The organism is Desnuesiella massiliensis (assembly GCF_001403615.1).
Classification (GTDB): Bacteria; Bacillota; Clostridia; order Clostridiales; family Clostridiaceae; genus Desnuesiella; species Desnuesiella massiliensis.
The window spans coordinates 639,490-662,016 of sequence record NZ_LN879457.1 but is presented as its reverse complement, the minus strand read 5'-3'; the positions used below and the strand labels follow the sequence as shown (position 1 = coordinate 662,016).

At 31.3% G+C, this 22,527-nt stretch carries 16 protein-coding genes, 1 tRNA gene and 1 riboswitch; of the genes, 3 read left to right on the top strand and 14 right to left on the bottom strand.

The features are described 5' to 3' along the window. Positions 1-52: 52 nt before the first annotated feature. The 10 genes from BN2665_RS21055 to BN2665_RS21010 form a co-directional block, all read right to left on the bottom strand. Positions 53-1,411: a sulfatase family protein gene (locus BN2665_RS21055; protein WP_055669079.1), complete on the bottom strand. Its 1,359-nt coding sequence runs from the start codon at positions 1,409-1,411 to the stop codon at positions 53-55. A 16-nt stretch (positions 1,412-1,427) separates the two neighbouring features. Beyond that, entirely contained in the window at positions 1,428-2,969 is a 1,542-nt protein-coding gene (locus tag BN2665_RS21050) for a DUF3604 domain-containing protein (protein WP_055669078.1), read from the bottom strand. Between the two features lie 20 nt (positions 2,970-2,989). Then, entirely contained in the window at positions 2,990-3,823 is an 834-nt protein-coding gene (locus BN2665_RS21045; protein WP_055669077.1) for a MurR/RpiR family transcriptional regulator, read from the bottom strand. A 163-nt stretch (positions 3,824-3,986) separates the two neighbouring features. Next, entirely contained in the window at positions 3,987-5,579 is a 1,593-nt protein-coding gene (locus BN2665_RS21040) for a PTS transporter subunit EIIC (RefSeq protein ID WP_207643706.1), read from the bottom strand. Between the two features lie 345 nt (positions 5,580-5,924). Beyond that, the gene (locus BN2665_RS21035) at positions 5,925-6,890 is read right to left on the bottom strand and encodes a DUF1097 domain-containing protein (RefSeq protein ID WP_055669076.1); all 966 of its coding nucleotides are present in this window, start codon (positions 6,888-6,890) and stop codon (positions 5,925-5,927) included. Positions 6,891-7,182: 292 nt separating this feature from the next. Further along, the gene (gene add / locus BN2665_RS21030) at positions 7,183-8,175 is read right to left on the bottom strand and encodes an adenosine deaminase (RefSeq protein ID WP_055669075.1); all 993 of its coding nucleotides are present in this window, start codon (positions 8,173-8,175) and stop codon (positions 7,183-7,185) included. 73 nt (positions 8,176-8,248) lie between these two features. Then, positions 8,249-8,348, bottom strand: a riboswitch (purine riboswitch). An 83-nt stretch (positions 8,349-8,431) separates the two neighbouring features. After that, positions 8,432-9,262 carry an ATP-dependent sacrificial sulfur transferase LarE gene (gene larE / locus BN2665_RS21025; RefSeq protein WP_055669074.1) on the bottom strand — a complete coding sequence of 277 codons (831 nt, stop codon included), beginning with the start codon at positions 9,260-9,262 and terminating at the stop codon, positions 8,432-8,434. 118 nt (positions 9,263-9,380) lie between these two features. Next, positions 9,381-10,016 carry a flavodoxin family protein gene (locus tag BN2665_RS21020; RefSeq protein WP_055669073.1) on the bottom strand — a complete coding sequence of 212 codons (636 nt, stop codon included), beginning with the start codon at positions 10,014-10,016 and terminating at the stop codon, positions 9,381-9,383. Positions 10,017-10,304: 288 nt separating this feature from the next. Continuing rightward, positions 10,305-11,750: a DEAD/DEAH box helicase gene (locus BN2665_RS21015; protein ID WP_055669072.1), complete on the bottom strand. Its 1,446-nt coding sequence runs from the start codon at positions 11,748-11,750 to the stop codon at positions 10,305-10,307. A gap of 169 nt (positions 11,751-11,919) precedes the next feature. Further along, positions 11,920-12,567, bottom strand: a complete 648-nt coding sequence (locus BN2665_RS21010; RefSeq protein ID WP_055669071.1) for a carbohydrate-binding protein — start codon at positions 12,565-12,567, stop codon at positions 11,920-11,922. Between the two features lie 207 nt (positions 12,568-12,774). On the opposite strand from BN2665_RS21010, the gene BN2665_RS21005 reads away from it, so the two are divergent. Beyond that, the gene (locus tag BN2665_RS21005; protein WP_055669070.1) at positions 12,775-14,421 is read left to right on the top strand and encodes a family 14 glycosylhydrolase; all 1,647 of its coding nucleotides are present in this window, start codon (positions 12,775-12,777) and stop codon (positions 14,419-14,421) included. A 224-nt stretch (positions 14,422-14,645) separates the two neighbouring features. Beyond that, on the top strand, positions 14,646-15,854 hold the full coding sequence (locus BN2665_RS21000) for a DEAD/DEAH box helicase (protein ID WP_055669069.1): 1,209 nt from the start codon (positions 14,646-14,648) through the stop codon (positions 15,852-15,854). A 106-nt stretch (positions 15,855-15,960) separates the two neighbouring features. Here the strand turns inward: BN2665_RS21000 and BN2665_RS20995 are convergent, their stop codons facing one another. Then, complete coding sequence (locus BN2665_RS20995; RefSeq protein ID WP_055669068.1) at positions 15,961-16,881, bottom strand: 4Fe-4S binding protein; 921 nt, start codon at positions 16,879-16,881, stop codon at positions 15,961-15,963. A gap of 345 nt (positions 16,882-17,226) precedes the next feature. On the opposite strand from BN2665_RS20995, the gene BN2665_RS20990 reads away from it, so the two are divergent. Then, positions 17,227-17,302 (top strand) — tRNA-Ala (locus BN2665_RS20990). Positions 17,303-17,397: 95 nt separating this feature from the next. Here the strand turns inward: BN2665_RS20990 and BN2665_RS20985 are convergent. The 3 genes from BN2665_RS20985 to BN2665_RS20975 form a co-directional block, all read right to left on the bottom strand. After that, positions 17,398-18,945, bottom strand: coding sequence for a hypothetical protein (locus BN2665_RS20985; protein WP_055669067.1), 1,548 nt, complete (start codon positions 18,943-18,945; stop codon positions 17,398-17,400). A 145-nt stretch (positions 18,946-19,090) separates the two neighbouring features. Next, positions 19,091-20,374: a DUF4365 domain-containing protein gene (locus BN2665_RS20980; RefSeq protein WP_055669066.1), complete on the bottom strand. Its 1,284-nt coding sequence runs from the start codon at positions 20,372-20,374 to the stop codon at positions 19,091-19,093. A 459-nt stretch (positions 20,375-20,833) separates the two neighbouring features. After that, positions 20,834-22,483, bottom strand: coding sequence for a hypothetical protein (locus BN2665_RS20975; protein WP_055669065.1), 1,650 nt, complete (start codon positions 22,481-22,483; stop codon positions 20,834-20,836). Between the last annotated feature and the right edge of the window lie 44 nt (positions 22,484-22,527).

The window sequence follows — 22,527 nt, the reverse complement described above, 5'->3', positions numbered from 1 at the left end:
TTTGTCACTTCCTTTTATTAAAAATAGGATTAAGCTGAACTTAATCCTATTTTTAGTATGGTAATTGATCATAGTCTTCTTTATTTTTAGAAGCTGGAGATATACACTCTCTTTTATTCACTTTTGCCTCTTTGGGAATAGGTATATCCCCTTCCAAAATAATATCATCAGTGTCCCTTTGCCAATTTAATAATCTTTTTCTAAGATCCTCTAAAACTTCTCTACATTTTTCATCATTAACTAAGTTATTTCTTTCATAAGGGTCATAGTATAAATCATAAAGAGCTTCCATGTCCTTTTCTTTCTCCAATAACCCATTTTCTAAAAGAAAGTCTTTTGGAATAGAATCATCGATATTTGAATAATTTATTTTATTATAATTATCATAATATCTTATATACTTATATCTGTTTGTTCTTACACTTCTTGCTGGCTCATAAGAGGTATGAAAATTCATTTCAGCAAAAACTTCATCTCTTACCTTGCTGATATTCCCTGATAATAATTCGCTTAGAGAAACTCCTTGAATCCAGTCAGGCTTCTCTATATTTAATAAATCACAAATAGTTGGAAATATATCTACATGAGAAACTAAAGCGTCAATTACTCTTCCCTGTTCTTTTTGCTTTGGATCTCTTAATATTAAAGAAACCCCTGTTCCAAAATCAAGTAGATTGCACTTATTAAAAGGATTGGCCATGCCATGATCCGTGGTAAAGAGAATTAGAGTATCTTCATAGAGTCCCGTTTCCTTTAAAGCCTCTATTATCATTCCAATACACTTATCAGCATATTTTGCAGAAGTATAAAATTTAGCAGTATCTTTTCTATTTCCTTCATTATCAACAGTTAGAGGAGGTAAAGCTATATATCTGTCATCCACCTCTTCGTCTATTTCTACTGGATATTTTCTATGAGTTGCAAACATTCCAAAGGAAAGAAAGAATTTTTTGTCTTTTACAGATTTTATATAAGAAACGGCCTTCTTTGCATTCTCTATATCCCAAAAAACTAGCTCTTCATCCTTCATATTCTCTGAATCAGTAGTCAAATTTATATCATATCCAATAGTTTCAGCAGCTAGTTTATGATTCCTCCATAATGCTGCTTCGTGCTGAACACCACATAATACAGCTTCATAATCAAATTTTTTTAAATAATTCACTAGGTGCTTATTATAATCATTTAATTTGAAACCTCTATGAGCTAACCCTAGCATCCCATTATTATGAGGATAAGTTCCTGTTAATAATGCTGCTCGACTTGGCGAACAAGTAGGAGAAGCGCAAAAGGCTTCTCTAAATACTACACTATCTTTAGCAAAGTTTAATAGATTATCTGTTGGTGTATCAACTCCATAAGGACTTAAAAATCTTCCTGAATCATGAGTATGCATATATAGAATGTTCATATATCCATGCTCCTTTCTACTCTACCCATATTGGAGAAGACCAAGCTAAATTGCCATCTTGCTGATATACTTTAACCAAATAGTAATCTTTTTCTAATTTCTTATCATTAGTAATGGTATTCCATTTCACTTTATATCCAGACTCAGGAGTCCCCTTGGAAAGCCTTACTTTATAAGCATTATGATAAAATGGATCTGATCTATAGTAATCATCGAAATCAAATCTTTCTTTTGATAATCTTTTAGCCTCTTCTTCTAATATTAATAACTGAGTATTATCTAGAATGCTTTTAACAGAATACTCATAGTTCTTTCCGTCAATTGTTAAATGAATATTTGAATCTATTGGAGCCTTTATTTCAAAGATAAAACTTTCTGTGGTCACAGGTGATGGTCCCATCCACTTTCCTGTTTGAGAAGTTTTGTGAGTTGTTACCTCAAATTCACAACTTTCCTTATTATCCCATATAAGTTTTTGTCCATAGGATGTCCAACATTTTTCTATGGAAAGAATTTCACCTGCTGTACTTAATGAACCCTTCCAAAGCTTTGAGGTTATGTCAGGATATATTCTCAAATCTGGACCCCATCCAAACTCCATTTTGAATTTAAAGGTAACCTCTTTTCCAAGTTCCTTTTCTTCCCATTTACCTGAATGAGTATAATCTGAAACCACTAAATTATTTCTTATAAGCTCAATTCTAGTTATAGAGTCTCCACCTTCTACTTCAATAGAATGATTATATGGAGGTTTTTGAGAAATTTTTTCTCCCATAAAGCTATTGTTTAAAGTATATTTAAGTTTAATTTTATTGCCTGTAACTCCATAAACACGCTTTTTCCTTAAAGCTTCCCATATAGCTTCTTTAGTTAAATCTTCAGCATAACAAGCTAAGTAACCATGTCCATACATAGCTGGCACAGAGTGATTATCTCCAGAAGCAATAATTCCAACTTCATGCCCTTTCTTTAGTCCATCAAAAACAGAAGTTCCTCCTGTTCTAGGGCCCATATGAATATGCCTTGTCATAGGTAAATCTGTATATCCAGATTCTGAGGAGCCATGAGACGAATATATTTCAACAAATGGCGAATACTCTTCATTGTGAGTATCCCAGTTCTTTCCTCTATGGCTAAGACTATATGCTAAATGATGAGGTATAGCTATAGCATCACCTTTAGGCAACTTATCACATAGCTCTTTATATCTTAGAGGAGCATGCAATTCTCCATCTCCCAAATAAAATACATTGTGATCTCCATCTAGCCCTGCTCCTTGCCACTCATAGCCAAGGTATAATGGAAATTCTGGATTTTTATCATTTGCTGTCTTTACAAAGTTTCTCATGTACTCCCAATCATTATTTCTTATCCCTTCAGGATAAATATCCTCAACTCCTAATCCTGAGTCTAATTTTCTCATATAAAATGGATAATAAGCTATTGCCCAAAAGTCAAGAATCTCCTTTGCCTGGTTATACCACATTTCTGTTTCTTCAACTTGATGATGATGAATATTTGAATGAAAATCAGACCAATATAAATTATATTTACTCATTATTACACCTCTCTAACCATCTACCTAGGCCTTGGTAGAACCTTAATAGTTTTTGCTCTCTTACTTAAATATTTATCCATATCACTGGTTACTATTTCTGCATATAAATAATCAATTAAAACCAGCATAGCTATATGTGAATTAATAAATTCTCCTGTAGATAATAAATCTTTTACAGGCAATAAGATTGTTGCATTTGCTTTCTTGCTTAGTTCTGAATCTATATAATGTGTGAAAACCACTGTCTTACACCCATTTTCTTTTGCTATGGCTATTGCTTCTATAACTTCAGTTGTTTCACCAGAAAAACAAATTCCAATAATTAAATCTTCTGAATCACTTAAAGCTGCATCCATTAACATATAGTGAGGATCTGAAATTGCTCTAATATCAAATCCTATTCTTCCAAATTTATAACTCATTTCCTCAGCTACATAACCTGAGGCACTTAATGCATAAATTTTAATTCTTTTTGAATTTTTAAAGTACTTAACACATTTTTCTATATTACTTTTATTAACAAGCTGTGCTCCCTTAGAGACCAATTCCTTAATGTCATTAACTAAATTATTTAAAAGAGAATCTGGCTCTGAAATTTCCTCTTTCACTTCCTCTTTAAAGTGCTCTTGGCCTAATAATAACTTTAGCTCGTTAAAACCTTTAAATCCTGATTTTCTAGAGAATCTTGTAATAGATGCCTCAGAAACTCCGCAGCCTTTTGCAATGTTTCCTATTGAATTTTCTATAACAAATTCTATATTTGAAGAAATAAATTCCATTATTTTCATATCTGTCTCTGTATATTGATTTTTGTATTTTTCCATTTGTAAAATTATATTATTAACATACTGCATATCCTTTATCTCCTTGAACTTTATTTATTACAATTTTTATAATAATTTTACAATAAAAGTTCGATAATAAATACTATATTGACAAATTTTATTAAACTTTACTATGGTCTTTATTCCCCTTCTAATATTTAGGATACCCATTAGAAGGGGAATAAATAATATTCTATGATTTTTGTAATGCTATTATATATTGTTCAACTTCATCCCTTATAATATTAACTGTTGGTCCATATATAACTTGTATTGATTTACCTTTTACAACTACCCCAAGAGCACCTGTACGTTTTAAGACACCTTCATTAATTTTACTATTATCCTTCACTGTAACTCTCAATCTTGTTGCACAGTTATCCACATCAATAATATTTTCTATACTGCCTAGCCCTTCTATTATCATCTTTTCCCTTTCGCCAGGACAGGCATTTCCAATTTCCTCTATTTCTTCTGAATCTTCTTCTCTACCAGGAGTCTTATAATTAAATTTCTTTATTAGGAACTTAAATGTAAAATAGTAAGCTAATGCAATTGGTATAGCAACTATTACAATCCATAAGAACTTAGTTTTTGCATTTCCTTGCATAACACCAAATAGTAAGAATTCAATTATACCCGCTGAGAAGGTTGATCCTATTGTTACTCCAATGGCCCCTGTTAATACAAAGCTTAGTGCAAAGAATACACAACTTACTACATAAAGAATTGGCGAAGCAAACAATAAAGCGAAATCTATAGGCTCAGTTACTCCAGTTACAAATGAAGTTAATGCTGCAGATAATAAGAATCCCATTGTCATCTTTCTCTTCTTAGGATCATCAATACAATGGTACATTGCTAAGCATACAGCTGGTAATCCGATCATAATGTGAAGATATCGTCCACTGTTAAATAAAGCTAGATTACTAAAAAACTTTGTTGTAGCTGGATCTGCTAATTGAGCCAAAAATATGGTTTGGAATCCTTCATAAACTTTTCCTCCAACTTCTAAAGTTCCACCTAAAGAAGTTGTCCAAAACGGAAGATAGAACACATGATGAAGACCTAAAGGCAGTAAAGCTCTTAATATTAATCCATATATAAATGCCCCAAATAATCCTGCTCCATTGACATAATTACCTACAGAAGCCATTACTTGTCCAAAAACAGGCCATACTAAAAATAAAATCCCACCAAGTGCTAATGATGCTACTGAGGTTACTATTGGTACAAATCTCGAACCGCCAAAGAAAGCTAGATAAACAGGTAATTTAATTTTGTGATATTTATTATGTAAAAAAGCTGTAAGAATACCTATTAATAATCCTCCAAAAATACCTGTTTGTAAGGTAACTATACCAAGAACATTACCTTGTCCATAAAGCCTCAAATCTGCTCCTTGAGGTGCTATTCTTTCTGTTACAATTAGTAGTGCGTTAATTGTACAATTCATTGTAAAATAACCTACAACAGAAGCTAACCCTGCGGTACCCTTATCAGAATTTGCAAGTCCTACTGCAATACCTACTGCAAATATTAATGGTAATGCTGTGAAAACACCATTTCCTGCTGCATTCATTATTCTTAATACAGCTTGAATTATTTTGTTTCCTAGTACCGGATAACTTTTAACAATAGTTGGATTCGTCAAAGCCGCTGATACCCCTAAGAATAACCCTGCCACTGGTAAAACGGCAATAGGTAGAAGTATGGCTTTTCCCAATCTTTGTCCTAAATTAAACAGACTATCCTTCAGGCCGTTACTCTTATTATTTTTTAACACAACTTTTCTCCCCCTAATTTAGAATTTTAGAAAATACTTAGTTTCCATGTGATCTCTTACTCACTTAATTGTTATGATGCATCTAAACAATAAAAAATGTAAATGTTTTAATACTACAATTTCATTATATCAATTTAAAATTTGATTGTAAATATTTTTTATGAAATTAATTTCTTGAAATTAATTTCAGTGAAATTATTTTTATTCATAATATACAACTTACAGCATATAATATCTAACACTAAAAACCTATGGAAATTTTCAATAGACCCCAAAGTTGCTTTATAAATAGTAAAAAATAAAGCACCTTCAATTAAGAAAGTGCTCATATTTTAATAGTTTATCCTATATAGTATTTTGATGATCTAACTTTTTAACCGTATATTTTAAATTGCTTGTTTTATATGCAGAAACAAATACAGAAATTGTTCCAATAGATGTAAATACATAACCTAATGCTAGATCCGCTATAAAGCTTCTTTTTACATCATCATACTCGCTAAGCATAGGCTTTACTAGCCTTACCGCCTGAAACATATCTATATTTTCCATATCTTTGAACGCACTATAGACCTCATATCCATAGGATAGATAATTTGCAACATATACCATAAATATAGTCATTAATACTGTTATAATAATACCTGTTTTATTTAATTTTCCCCCAAGCATTTCATAGCCTTTGACAATACAAACCGCAAGTACTATACCACATATGGTTGCTATATACCCTAAAGCATAAACAATAACCCAAAGTGCAACCCCTATAAGTGAACCTATAAAAGCACCTACTAAACCCGTTATAACATTACCCTTCTTATTTTTAACTGTAAGTTGAGCGTTATCTAAATCATCTATAATTTGTTTGTAACACTGGTCACAAACCTGTAGTGGCATATCATTCATCAAATGAACTGAGGTACCTATGTTTTCTCCGCAGGATTCACAGCAGGTATTATAGTAATTTATGCTGGCGAAACCTTCTATTTTTTGTACTAATTCTATTATATTATTTATGTTATTTTTAGCCATTCCCTTAATAGTTAATTCTACCTTAAGAATGAAATTATCATAAACCGCTTTCTTAATTAGCTTATTATTTTGAGAAAGCTCTTTTAGAAAAATATGTACATTTTCCTTTTGATTTTCATCTAATGCTTTAATAGGAAAGTTAATTTTATATATATAATTTCTTCTATCTTCTTTAATTGCTATCTTATATCCCCTATAGTTTCCAAATGCAACTCTACTTTTGGCATCATATCCAAGTCCCAGTTCTTCAGCAGCCTTTAATAGTTCTGTTTTAAGCATATTTTCACTTCCTTTAAACTAATTTATTAAACCCTCTACTCCTTCAAATATTATTATATAAAAGCTTGTATTTGATAGGTTATATCAAAAATTCTTTCTAAAACCTCCAATCCGCCTTCCTAGATAAAAAACTAAAAGCATTATAGTAATTTATCACATTATTATAAAACGAACCATGTATAGGAGCTTATTACATTATATGTATCGGAAGCATTAATACTTACTTTAATGTAAAAAGGAGAATTTACCCATTAGTGGTACTTCTCCTATGGAAAACAAATAATTATTTAATTTATATATACTTTTTCAACTTCTCCTTAATTTCTTCATCAACAAAAGATGCCTCAACGCTATTAAGGTATATTTCTTTATAATCTCCATAGCTTATATCAAAATCATCAAAAACTATGTTACATTCCTTAGTCATATTAGTATTAGATACCGTTCTATTATCAGTATTTACGGTAACCTTTATGCCATCCTTATAAAAATCATATATAGGATGTTCTTTGAATCCTTTTACTGCTTTTGTTTGTACATTACTGGTTGGACACATCTCAAGAGTAATTTTTTTATCTTTAACAATTTCATAGGCTTCGATACAGTCTTTGATATATACTCCATGTCCAATTCTCTCAGCGCCTAAAAGCTCCACTGCTTCTAGCACATTTTTACCTATTCCGGTTTCACCAGCATGAATGGTTACCCTATATCCATATTTCCTTGCTAAGACCATAGGCTCTAAAAATCTTTCACAAAATCCTTCATTCTCAGAGGCACATAGATCTATAGCCACAACCCCTTTACCAAGAAACCTCTTGCCTTTTTCTACTACCTCAAAGGCTTTATCTACGGACATAGTTCTCATGCATGACAGTATTAAGTTTCCTTTTATATCATATAAGACTTCCCCGTCCTTAATTCCTTCTAATACACTTTCTATTACTTCTTCTATGCTAAGTCCTCCAGCAGTGTGGAGTAAGGGCGCAAATCTTATTTCAATATACTTAACATTTTCCTTTGCTGAGTCTTCAAGAAGCTCAAAGGCAATTCTCCTTAGGTTTTCTTTTGATTGCATTACTAAGTTTGGAATTGAGAATTTTTCTAAATATTCATCAAGAGATTGACATTCTAGTGGAGCAATGAGCTCTTTCTTAATTACTTCAATATCAAAACAAGGTATGATTATGTCATCCCTTTGTGCTATATCAATTATTGTTTCAGGTCTTACACTACCATCTAGGTGGCAGTGAAGCTCTATTTTAGGTAAAGCTGCTAAATTCATATTAACCTCCTGTTTATATAATTAGATTTATCAACTCATATAAATAAAAAATTCCTGATTACGAAGAAAATACAAATAAAAGTATTTTCTTCGTAATCAGGAATTATTGGTCCCTGGTAGAAACCTCCAAACCATATCATTGGAGTTATACGAAGTTTAAATTATATTATTTTTTATATTAGTATAATAATTATTATTTTTGATGTCAAGTAGTATTAATTGTTTATAGCCTTTATTATTTTGTGAATTATTTCATCTATAGATTTTTGCTCTTTTCCTCTTCACTTAGTACTTCATTCATACTACCTGTTCTATAACCAAGTAAGTCTAAAGTGGTATACTTAAAGCCAATATTTTTAAACTCTTGTCCTATTTTATCCATAACAGCTAAATCAAAAAACTTACCTCTTTCCTCAGAACTTACCTCTATTCTAGCGATCTCCCCATGATGTCTAACTCTGATTTGTCTAAAGCCCATATCTAATAATAATTGCTCTGCCTGTTCCACCATCTTAAGTTTGGGAGCAGTTATCTCATTACCGTAAGGAAACCTTGAAGAAAGACAAGCAAAAGCTGGCTTATTCCAAGTCGGCACACCCATGGCTTTAGAAAGGTCACGAATGTCTTGCTTGGTTAATTCCGCTTCTTTTAACGGGCTTATTACCTCTAATTCTTTTGCAGCCTTCATCCCCGGTCTATAATCTCCAGTATCATCAAGATTTGAACCATCCAACACATAGCTTATACCATATTCACTAGCTATATCCTTAATCTTCGAGAACAGTTCTTTTTTACAATAGTAGCACCTATTAACTGGATTTTTCGAAAACCCTTCTATTTCTAATTCCTCTGATACTATTACAATATGCTTTGCTCCAATGGATTCAATATAGGCTTTTGCTTCATTGAACTCCCTTTCAGGATATGTAGAGGATCTTGCTGTAACCGCTATAACTTTATCGCCTAATACCTCATGAGCAACTTTTAATAGAAATGTACTGTCCACACCACCTGAATATGCAATGGCCACACTACCTAGTTTTTTCAGATTTTCTTTTAATTTTTCTAGTTTTAAACTTAAATCCATAATAGCTCCCCCTAATTGTAAAATTCATACTATACAAATAACTTTATATTAATTTTTTCATAAAATCAAACATTTTAATTTTACTGAAACTTGAAAAAGCAGCCTAAGCTGCTCTTCATTATCTTATAAAATTCGTAAAAGTCTTTCTTTCCATTTCAGGCTCTTGAACTTTACCTTTTCCAAACTCAACTAATTTCATAAGCCAAGCCATATTTTTACCTAGCACTTTCATTATCTGTGTGCCTTCTTCATCTCTTACTGCTTCCCCTGGTGCTGTTCCATGTATAACATTCCAGTAGTTTGAAGTTGGCATAAGCATCTCTGAATAATTAATATAATTGTTTAATTGATCAAAAGTAGTAACTCCTCCTGAACGTCTAACAGCCACTACTGATGCTCCTACCTTATGTCTTAACATGGATTTATTCACAGATGTAACATAAAAGGCTCTATCTAAGAATGCTTTCATAGTTGCACCTATAGAGGAATAATGAACTGGAGAACCTAATATTATTCCATCTGCCTCTTTCATCTTTTGTATCCAATCATTTACTTCATCACCATCAATGACGCATTTTTCATTTCTATTTCTTACACAACCATTACAGGCAAGGCATCCCCTTATAGCCTTATTTCCTACGTGAATAATCTCAACTTCTATGCCTTCCTTCTCCAATTCCTCCGTCACCATTTTTATGGCATGGTATGTGTTTCCCTCACTTTTAGGACTTCCATTAAAAGCAACAACTTTCATACTATTATACCTCTCTTTCATGTTCTTCAAAATAACACTATGCATGAAAAACTTAATTATGCTGTTATATAGGAGGATGTGAAAAACATAGGTGTTCTTTTTCACGGGCCGCTCGTGGGGCTCCACGTGCGGTGTAGGGAAACCTATAGAACACCTTTTTTCACAGCCTCCTATAAATAACAATTATTTAAAGTATATATTTAAACAGGAGGTTGTTCAAGTACGCACTTTTATGTAAGATACCTTACTTGTAAGCGAATAGACTTCCTTTATGATTACTTTATGGATTTATTTCATTGCTTTTTCTACTCTAACCTTTTTCCCCTTTATAGTTCCTCCATTTAAGGCTTTAAGTACTAGCTCTCCTTTTTTGTTCAGTATATCCACATAGGAGAAGGAATCCTGAACATCAATAATTCCTATATCCTCTACTGTTACTCCTTCTATGCCCGTTATGGCTCCTACTATATCTCCTGGTCTGATTTTTTTCTGTTTTCCAGCACTGATATGTAGCTTTGTTATCTCTTTATTTAAGGCAAAAGTACTATCCTTTTTAAGCTTAGGTTTTCTAGAACCCTTTTCCTTAAAAATAGCTTTAGCCTTTTCTAGCACTTCTTCTGAAGGAATATCTCTTTTTTCTAATGTATAGCCTATATACTCTTCAATGAAGTTAAGATATCTGTGTTCTTTAGTACTCACAAAAGTAATAGCCTCACCTAATTTTCCTGCTCTTCCTGTTCTTCCAATTCTATGTACATAACTTTCTTTCTCCATGGGCACCTCATAATTTATCACATGACTCACTTCATCTATATGAATACCTCTTGCTGCTACCTCTGTAGCCACTAAAAAAATAAATTCTCCTCTTTTAAAGCTTTTTATGGTTTCTAATCTATCCTTCTGCTCCATTCCTCCATGCAGAGAACCACAGGAATAGCCTCTATCCTTCATTCTCTGATATATATTATCCACCTTTTCCTTAGTGTTGCAAAATATAATACAACTTTCTGGATTTTCAATATATATCACTTTATTAAGAAGAGCAAACTTTTCATTTTCTTCTACTTCATAATAATATTCATTAATACTCTTAGCAGTTATGCTCTCTGAATTTATTTCAATAACCTTAGGTTCTATCATATACTGATTGCATAACTTTTGAATAACTTCTGGCATAGTAGCAGAAAATAGCATAGTTGCTCTGTTTTTCGGTAAGCATTTTATTATGGCTTCTACTTGCTCTATAAAGCCCATATCTAGCATCTTATCTGCTTCATCTATAATAAAATATTTTATATCACTTAAATCTAGGCTTTGTCTTTCTATATGATCAAAGGTTCTCCCTGGAGTCCCTACTACCACATGAACCCTCTGCTTTAATTCTCTCAATTGCATCTCCATAGGTTGTTTTCCAAATACTGCTGCACATCTTATCCTTTTAAATCTTCCTATATTAGAAATGTCCTCTTTAACTTGTACAGCTAGCTCTCTTGTAGGTGTAAGTACTAGAGCTTGAGGATTTTTACTTTCGATTTCTATTTTTTCACAAATAGGAATAGCAAAAGCACCTGTTTTACCGCTTCCTGTTTGAGACTTCACTATAATATCCTGCTCTTTAAGAGCAAAAGGTATAACCTGCTGTTGAACTTCTGTAGGCTGATGAAAGCCTAACTTTTCTAAAGCACTTAGCAGCTCTTGTTCTAATTTAAAATCTTTAAAGTTTACTTTATTCATATACTACCTCTTTTTCAGTTAAAGTTATTTGCTATTATACCACATTTTAAGCATATTTATAACGATCTTTAGAATAGGGGCTTTTAATATTGACATTATTTAACTGTAACGCTATAATTTAATTAAGCAATCGTTTGCACAATCTTAAAAATACTTAATTATTTTAATTTTAAATGGAGTAATTCATTCCAAAATTATTATCACTATAGGTAATCCCTTCTACTATGTAGCAAATATTAAACTTAATTTCACAATAGAAAGTCAAAGGAATGTAAAATTTCCAAAGTTCTAAGCGATTTACAATTTCCTGTGAATAAATGGCATCCCACTCACTACTATTTTGCCAATTATCAAAAGAATAACGTACCCTTACCTTCTTATGATAAGCTAAATTTTTTACAAGAATATTGCCATAAAAGGCAGTAGAACTTTTAAAAACCTTATCAATAATAATATTGCAACTCTGTAATATTTTTGTAGGTGAATACCATTTAAGCTTGTAATTTTTATTCTGATTATTATCCCAATACTCCTTATCATTAGTTTTATAGCATATAGCAAAATTACAGGCGCTATGATCATTAGTGCTAGGGGTTCTAAAGTACCAAATTTCATGATTCTCTTTAGCATCAGTTATGTAAGAAGCCGAGCAAGTTAACCAAGATTCACAATCATAAGTGTAGTGAATAATTATGTTTTTATCAAACCCAAAATTCTCTACTGTAACATAACCATCAATGTAATATGCTGAATTGATACTGTATTCTGGGCACCTAGCATAGATTAATTTAACAACATTATTAGTTAATTCAAGCATAGCTTATTATCCCCCTAAAGCATTAAAATTACAAAATATACCACAATATATACATTGTATCATTAGCATATACCTATGTATATAGCTTTTGTCTTTAGATTGAGCAATCGATTGCACAAATTAACCTATAGCATAATCTCTGACTAAAATAATGATTTGAAGTTCTATCAAATAGCTAATACAAAAAAATTAAAGGGAGGAAGATGTATGAGACATTTTAAAAAATTATTTAAAAAGTACTTAAGTTTCACTTTATCCTTAATGCTGCTTTTTGCTTTAATCCTATCTTATCAACCTAAAACCTCTGCAGCATCTATACAAAGAGATTACAAATCCTTTGTAATGGCACCATTAGAAAAAATAACAGATTGGGCTGGATTTAAGAATCAATTGATAACCCTTAAAAACAATGGAGTCTATGCTATTACTACGGATGTATGGTGGGGAGACGTTGAAAGTGCAGGAGACAATATGTTTAACTGGAATTATTACAAGACTTACGCCGATACTGTACGTGCCTCTGGATTAAAGTGGGTACCCATTATATCCACTCACCAATGTGGAGGAAATGTAGGTGATTCCGTAAATATACCTTTACCTTCATGGTTATGGACAAAAGGTACTGCCGATAATATGCAATTTAAAGATGAAGTAGGGAACTGGAATAAAGAGACTCTTAGTCCATGGTGGTCTGGTTTAGCACAACAGTATGATGAGCTTTATGCTTCTTTTGCTACAAACTTTAGTGGATATAAAGACATTATTGCTAAAATTTATCTTTCTGGCGGACCAGCAGGTGAATTAAGATTTCCTTCTTACAATGCAGCAGCAGGCTGGTCATATCCAGGACGTGGATATTTGCAATGCTATAGCGGAGCAGCCAAAACAGATTTTCAAAACTCAATGAACACTAAATATGGAACAATTTCTTCACTTAACAGTGCCTGGGGAACAAACCTCACAAGCTTTACACAGATTAGCCCTCCAACAGATGGAGATAATTTCTTTATAAACGGTTATAAGTCAAAGTACGGTCAAGATTTTTTAACTTGGTATCAAAGTGTACTTGTAAAACACTTGTCAAGTATAAGTGCTAAGGCACATGCACGTTTTGATTCAGTTTTTGGCGTTAGAATAGGTGCAAAGATAGCAGGTATACACTGGTTGATGAATAGCCCTAATATGCCACATGCAGCAGAATATGGTGCAGGCTATTATAATTACAGTGCCTTACTAGATCAATTTAAGACCTCTGATTTAGATTTAACCTTTACTTGTCTTGAAATGGATGACTCAAAAGCAAATACCATTCCTTATTATTCAGCACCAAAAAGTCTTGTTATAAATATTTCTAATTTAGCTAGTTCAAAAGGAATAAAATACTTTGGAGAGAATGCATTAGCTATTTCAAATAATAATCAAGCATATCAAAATATTGCTGAAATGCTATATAATTATAACTTTTCAGGTTTTACACTTTTAAGGCTTGCAAATATTGTTAAAAGTGATGGAACAGCTACATCTGAGATGACTCCTTTTGCAAGCACTTTAGTTATGAAGCCTGTTCCTGTAACCTTTACAGTTAATAATGCTAATACCTCCTATGGACAAAATGTATATATATCCGGAAATAGATGGGAGTTAGCTAATTGGACTACAGGCTTTTATCCTTTATCTCTTACCTATAATAATGGAAGTTGGATAGGTACAGCCTATCTTGGCGAAGGCATCAATTATCAATTTAAAGCTATTAAGAAAGATAGCAGTGGAACTGTAATTTGGGAAGGTGGTAATAATAAATCTTATACTGTACCTATTGGTGGAGGATCTTATACTTGGAATTGGACTAACTAGATAGAAAAGTTATTAATCAATATTAAATATATTTGTTTTCCTAAAATTCAAAAACTGCTCCTGTTTTAATCTAAGGAGCAGTTTTTATTTTTTATATTAATTTATTTTTCAAATCACTACCATCTTAATGAATTGAAATATTTTAAAATTATTTGACAAAAATATATACTAAGTATAGAATTATATAGATTTTTATACAATAAATAAATTAAAAGGGGATATTTATGGCGACTTCATTCAATGAATTAGAATTAAGATCAGCTTTAGTAGAAGCTTTAAAAAAGGAAGGCATTGTTGAACCTACGGAGGTTCAAGCAAAAGCTATACCTTTAATATTAGAAAATAAAGATGTAATAGCTCAATCTCAAACCGGTAGTGGTAAGACTCTAGCTTATTTACTGCCTTTGTTTGAAAAAATAGATCAAGATAAAAGAGAGAATCAAGTTATAGTCTTAGCACCAACTCATGAGCTGGTAATGCAAATTGATAAACAAATCAAATTGCTGTCTCAAAATTCTGGTATGGCTGTAAGCTCTGCACCTATAATAGGAGAAGCTAACATAAATAATCAAATAGAAAAACTAAAGCAAAAGCCACATGTAATTGTTGGTTCTGCCGGAAGAGTTTTAGAGCTTATTAAAAAGAAGAAGATTAGTGCTCATACAGTTAAAAGCATAGTTATAGATGAAGGTGATAGATTATTAGACCAAAATAATATAACTATAGTTAAAGATATTATTAAGACCACCTTAAAGGATAGGCAGTTAATGCTTTTCTCTGCCACTGTCAATGACAAAACCTTAAAAATCGCTGAAGAATTAATGAAAGCTCCGGAAATCATTAAGATAGAAGAAGAAAATTTAATCAATCCTAACATAAAGCATATATATTTCCAATGTGAGCAGCGAAGTAAAGTAGAGATGTTAAGAAAGCTCATAGCTTCAATAAAACCAAAAAGTGCTTTAGTTTTCATAAATAAAAGCGATGAGGTAGAAGTACTAACCTCTAAGTTAAGGTATCACAGCATAAATGCCTATTCATTGCTTGGAAACGCTTCAAAGGAAGACCGTAAAAATGCTCTTGAAGGCTTTAGACTAGGTAAAATTCAACTTCTTATAGCTTCAGATATAGCTGCAAGAGGCTTAGACATCAAGGGAGTTACTCATGTTTTCAACCTAGACTTACCAGAAGATCCACAGCAATATTTACACAGGTCTGGCAGAACCGGTAGAGCTGGTAAATCTGGTATTGCTATTTCTATTGTTACTGAGAAAGAATTAACCTACATAAAAAAATATGAAAGAGATTTTAATATAAAAATAGAAGCTAAAGAAGTATATGGTGGCGTAATAATAGATAAAGGCGCCGAAAGACCTGTTATCAAAAATAATTTCTCTAATAAAAGTTTTTCAAAGGGAAAGAAAAAATTCTAGTACTTTTCCATAAGTATTAAGTGATTTCTCTTTAGAAATGAAAGGAAGGCCTATATTTATAGACCTTCCTTTCATACATAGATTCAATAGTGGATTTTTCTCTATCTTAATTTGATTTTAGTATTTGCTCTTTTCTTTTCATTATTTCATCCGTTAATATAGCTTCTTTTACCTTATCTATACCTATTCTTTCAATCATATCTCCAAATCTTTCTTTGGTCATACCATTCTCTTTATAGAATAATAAGGTTCTTTCTATCATATTCATTACTTCTTCTTCACTGTAAATACCTTCTACAGCATAGCCTGCTTTACCTGTTCTCCCCCATTTTCCTCCTAATAATACCTTTAAACCTTCTACCTCTGCACTAGCAGATTTAAAATAGCACTTATTAATACAAACTCCACAATTTATACATTTATCTCTGTCAATATGCAGCTTTCCATCTATGACTTTAGCCGCTTTCATCTTACAGGCATTTTCCATAGCACATTTTTTACAGCCTCTGCAGATTTCTTTATCAACCAAAGGCTTTCTTTGTCCCATTATACCAAAGTCATTTAAATCTGGCTTTATACAATTATTAGGACACCCACCTATTCCTATTTTAAATTTGTGAGGCAGCTTTACGCTATTATATCCTATATAAAATCTCTCATGAACTTTCTTTGCCAGCTCTTGAGTATCATATAGACCAAAGACACAGACAGTCCCCTTACAAGCTACCACCGGCCTTACCTTTGTTCCAGTTCCTCCAGAATATAATCCTACCTGGTGAAGTTCTTCTTTTACTTTAGGTATGTCCTCATACTTTATCCATGGAATTTCTACAGCTAACCTACTAGTAAAGCTCATGTATCCTCTTCCATATTTTTCAGCAATCTCAGATACCCTAATTCCCCTCTCGGCATTTAAGGTACCATTTACTGTAATAATCCTACAGGCAAAATGCTCTCCATCTCTCTGCAAAAGGAATCCTTGACCTTTTAAAAGAGTTTTTTCTTCTTGCGATATGTTTATACCCATGTCCCATCCTCCTAATATATGCTTCAATTCATAATTTCACCGTTAGATATTTATTATATAAATCAGGTTCATTATAGCACCTATGGTTTTATATGTAAAATTACCTTTCATTATATATGTATAAGCTTTTATTATGGCTATGTAATTATTTACATTAAAGTATGGACTTTTTCATTTTTTATGGTAAAATATAATTGCATGGGGATATGGCGAAGTTGGGATCGCGCTTGAATGGCATTCAAGAGGCCAGGGGTTCGAATTTAAATATAGATTCCCAATTCATACACATTGAATATTCTGCCTTATATCTTTATGAACTAAGTAATATAAGATACAATCAAATATGGGGGCGTAGCGCAGCTGGGAGCGCGTTTGAATGGCATTCAAAAGGCCGTGAGTTCGAGTCTCATCGTCTCCACCAATAGTAAAAAGCAGTGGTTTCACTGCTTTTTGTTTTTGTATTATTTAACTTTTAAAATTTATGTATGTTGAGTTCTCGAACAAGCTCTATTTTAACTAATCAATCAAGTTCTTAAATTCATCATAGCACAATTTAACTTGTTCAGCATACCTTTCTGCTTCTTTACTTATATCATATGTAAAAGTATTAATTTTTTCATTTTGAGGCGCATCTTTAACTCGCTTATTATAATAATTCTTGAATTCATCAATACTCATTTTTAGGATAACATTCTCATCAATACAAATATCTTTTATAAATATGCTCGTAAATAATTGCAATTGCTTAATACTCTCAATTTCCCAATGCTTTAAGAGGTTATCATAAGATGCGATTATTTTGTCACATTCCAGCTTAAGTTCAAATGCCGGTTCAATATATTTGATAAGCAATTCTTGTGGGTCATCAATTGGCACAAATTCTTTCAAGTAGTAATACTGGCGTTTCAGCAAATATAAATATCCATGTAAAGTATATTTTTTTATTTGAGATATTTCCTCGAATTTTTTCTTTTTATAACCAATGGAATATATAAGAAAACATAAACAAATGACAATTCCTGTTGAGCATATATAAGTGATAATTTCTTTTACTCGACTACTATCAAAGACAAAATTTAATGTAACAATTTCTTTAATACCAACATTAGAATTACATATAATCAAACCTATAATGAAAATAGTACACCCAATAGCACACCATAGTTTATAAAACTTTGCTCGTTTCATATAATTATCCCCCACACGACTATCTAGATATTTGTCCAATTTTTTAAGAGCTATCTCCATATCCTTATCTGTTAGACTAGTGACTAACACTTGTATTTCTTTATTTCTTACTTTTGAAATCTTATATAAATTGATATTGCCAAACATCAATAATCGTTTTTTCATTTTTCGCTTTTCAGTAGGATTACCTTTTAGTAGAATAAATATTTGTTCATAGACGTTAAATAAGGCTAATCCATAAACTACTGGAAGATTTAAAAATAACAAAAGTATCGGAAGAAAAAACTCCTTTAGAGTTTTAGTGTTTATTAGCTCCCTAGGGCTTTGTATAGTATTCTTTATTGTAAAAATAATTACTACGACGGCAAATCCTAAACTCAGCACCTCTAATAGACGTCTAGCTGATTTGTATTTTTCGTCTCTTTCAACAAAAGCAATTATTCCCCCCAAAAAGACTAAAATTGGGACTAAGATAATTTCTATTAACAGACTGAAAGACCAAAATCCAAAAATAAACTCAATTATAGTAATTAAAGCAATGTTGTCCTTAATCAACTCTATAAAGAATCTATTATCTTTTGCTTTTTCAATTGTCTTTACAAACAAAGGTATTTCTACAAATACAATCCAGAATATTGTATTTTTCAATAGCTCAATATTCCAATATTTAAAATAGTGTAAAATATATATAGTAAAAGTAAAGAAACTCAAAAATACTATATAGAAGTTGATAAACTTTTTGCAGAATATAATTTGAAACACAGACACAACGAATTGTCTGCCTGATTTTGTAAGAAGTGCACATATTATTGTAATCAATATCCAAGATCCTATAGCAATTTCTCGATTGCTAAAGATGTTTTGTATAGTGTTCATCTTATAACCTCAACTTCACATATTTTCCTAACATCAGCATAGTGTAAATTTAAACTATTTCTACACAATTACTTTTGAATAAATGTGATTATAAGCCCTATCTTACTTAAGCCTTTTCTTTAATATGCAACTCTAAAGCCACTGATTATCCTTGAAGCGCTTGAATACAACTACTCCTGATTTCGTCTATTGTATAATAAACATGCTGCACTTCCGGATTTCCCCAACATCCATGCTCTTCGTTAGTTAAAATACCAAAAGCTATCATAGTTGCTGACTCATCCATAGAAATTTCTGCTATAGACTTAAATCCCTTAGGCCTTTCAAACTCAATCATATCATCATCGCTAAGTACAATCCTTGATGTCATCTTTCTTTCAATAGAAAGCATAGCTTTCCTTGGCGGAATAAATTTATTTGAAGTTAAGATTAATGCAGCTCTATTATTCATTTGTGATATTGACACATAAAATATTTCATCGCTAAAATTAAAGTATATTTTATGTTGTTCATTATCAAAATATCTATATTCTTTAAGAATTTGAAAAGCGGGTCTAATCATTAATTTATTTATTAATTCTTGTACCTTTTGTAATCTTCTTTTCATCTCTACCTCATTAATCCCTTCAGCTTCTTCGTCTGCTTCCTCAAAAATTGGTAAATACAAACTGCTCCATCTTTTTAAATTAATAAAAGTAATCCCTACCACATTACATTTATTCCCTAGTTTCTTAACGCTAATCCTAGCTACCCAATCTAAATCTTTACTATAGCCTAAAATAAAACTTTCGATCTTGAAATTATATAAATAGTCATTACCTATTGGCTGAAAATAGTCGTATATATTAATTGATGTTTTGAAAGATTCATCTAGTTGACCTCTCTCCAGATGCATTCCTACATTTGGTACACAAACTTGAGGATTTTTACAACTAATAATATTTAGACGATTTATCTCAGTAGGGGTAGCGCTGACTAATTTCCTAATATATTCAGCCATTTTTTCTTCAGCTATATCTAATATTTTATCAAAGTGAATCCTATCTACTTGATTTATTGGTAGCTGTATCTGCGAACAGTAAAATTGTACATGTTTAAAATAAAGTTTCTTTTCATTCTCATCATAAAATGAAACAAAAACAGGTATATTAGAAGCTAGCCAATATGATATATCCGCATCACTAAAGTAAATATAGAATCCTTTATCTGTCTCTCCTTTCTTATATGAAGTTCCACTTTTTGATTGCACACCAATTAAAAAATTTGTAGGTCTATTTTCCAAAACTATCTCTATGTAACAATCTATTCCATAGTCTTTTCTAGGCTCACCCTGAAACAGAAAGTTATAATCATCGCAAAAGCACCTAATCTTGGTAACGCCTTTTTCACCCGTTATATCTGAATTTAGTCGCTTTTTAGCACTTTTCATTATAAATCTCCTTGTTGTTTTTCTATTAAATCATTTAGATAATCCTTTTATCCTCTTGTAAATTACTCCTTATTCTGCGTCTGTAAGACTTTCCATCATAAACATAGTCTGCTCAATTATATGGATAATGTGAACTAAAAATTCTAATTTTCTTCCCAAAGCCAAACTCCATTTTATATTTTCTAAGTAATTTGCTCTCTGGTCACAAATATCTAATAATAGAGATTCTGTAGTGTTTATTGAATACATATATAGATATTAATGTAATATTAGAATCTACACAGCAAATAACTCTTGAAATAATTCCCTTTTATATAATTCTAATACTTCCTTCCTAACCTTGTCATTTATTTTATTGACTATTTCAACTTCTCACCAACAAGGTAGAGCCACCCCAACTAAAAAAATTCTAATATATCCATATTATCAAAAATTCATGTGATTTTTTTATTAATTGATTCAAATCCCTAGATAAGCTTGAGCTAAACCTGAAATATTACTAAATTCTGTTGGCTTATTTGAGGTTACATTCCTATAAATTTGTTCCCTGTATGATTTAATTAATGATATTTCACATAGAGGATCTAAGCATTCAATTTCAACATTGAAATTATAACCTGCAAAATCAAAACTAAGTTCCCTTTTATGGAATTTTATTTTTGGGTATAGCTCATCAATTTCCTTACAGCCTAGAAATACTTCCTGAAGACTATTCGCCTCTGCAATACTTTCATATAAATTTGAAGCACTAACAATAGGGGTATTCATATCTATATCCAAGTCATAACCTAAATAGTGATGAGAAACTATTACTCCCTTTAACTCCTTTAAATCAGTATTAACACTATATGCACTTTTTACATTTTGCCAATTTGCTCTAATTGCCTCAAGTTGATCAGGTATCTTCTTTAATGCTTTTGTTAATTCGGCATCAACCTTTTTAGTTTCACAAAAAGATTGTGGATTATAAAAGTGTTTAATTTCAAGATATAGTGCGAATCCATTTTCATCGATTAATAACAAATCACATTCCCTTTTATTTTTATTATGAAGTGGTATTTTAACGTGAAAGTTAGGAATACTTATTACCTTAGGAAATTTATATTTCATCATTTCAATTATTAAAGGAATAACACGTTCCTTTATTTTATCCTTTATTCTTAAATATCTTTCATTATCACATTTTCGTAAGTAATTTAGGAATCTTGTTTCTTCTGAGTCATTAAATAGTATCACCAGCGGATTTGCAAAAATGAAACCATCTTTTGTTCTATTTAATGGCGCTTCTGAAACATTTAGCTTTGGAAAGCTTCCTTTCTCAATAGGACTGTAAATATTATCTTCTAATGCCATTTTAAAAAGCTTATCATTAGTTGCTGGAACATACTCTCTGAGGTTTTTAACTCCATTCGGCGATAATAAAATCATCATTTTTTGTGAATCCACAGCTACAATATCAAAATCCTTTTTATAAAGCTTATTAAATCTACGCATAGAAGCTAATATAAAAAAGAATCCTATTCCTCCCCAATCTAAACGTGAATACGGTTCATAATCACCATAAACCATATTCTCACTCCAAAAATGCATATATACTTCTGCAAGTTTCATTGCTATTTCTTCATCATTACAGTTTTCTAATTTACCATTAGCCATTTGTAGTGTATAACTTAATGCTTTTCTTATGCTATAATCATTAATATACTTGAAGTTCTTTTTAGGTATATTCTTCAATTTAAAAGTAATATTCTGTCCATTAACTTCCATAATTCCTTTTTTAGAGTGTAATAACGGAAAAATATCACAAAGCATTGAGTATTGAAAGCCTTTTAAAATCATATTAAATGCTATAACATATAAATCTCTATCAAATACGTAATTAAAGGTCTCTTCTTCTTTTAACTTCAAATGAGCAATATGTGTATTATATGTCAATGAAAATAAGTAGTGTTTTTCAAACGGTGTAAATAATACTTTTTGGTCTATTACAATATCTATAAAAGCTAAATTACAATGATAGATATATTTATTTCTTGGTATTAATTCATTTAGCTGGTCAGCAAGCCATTGATCTATTATATTTTCGACTTCATTTATTATTTCACTCATAACACTATCTCCCCCTTTATACTACTCCAAAAGAAAATCATATT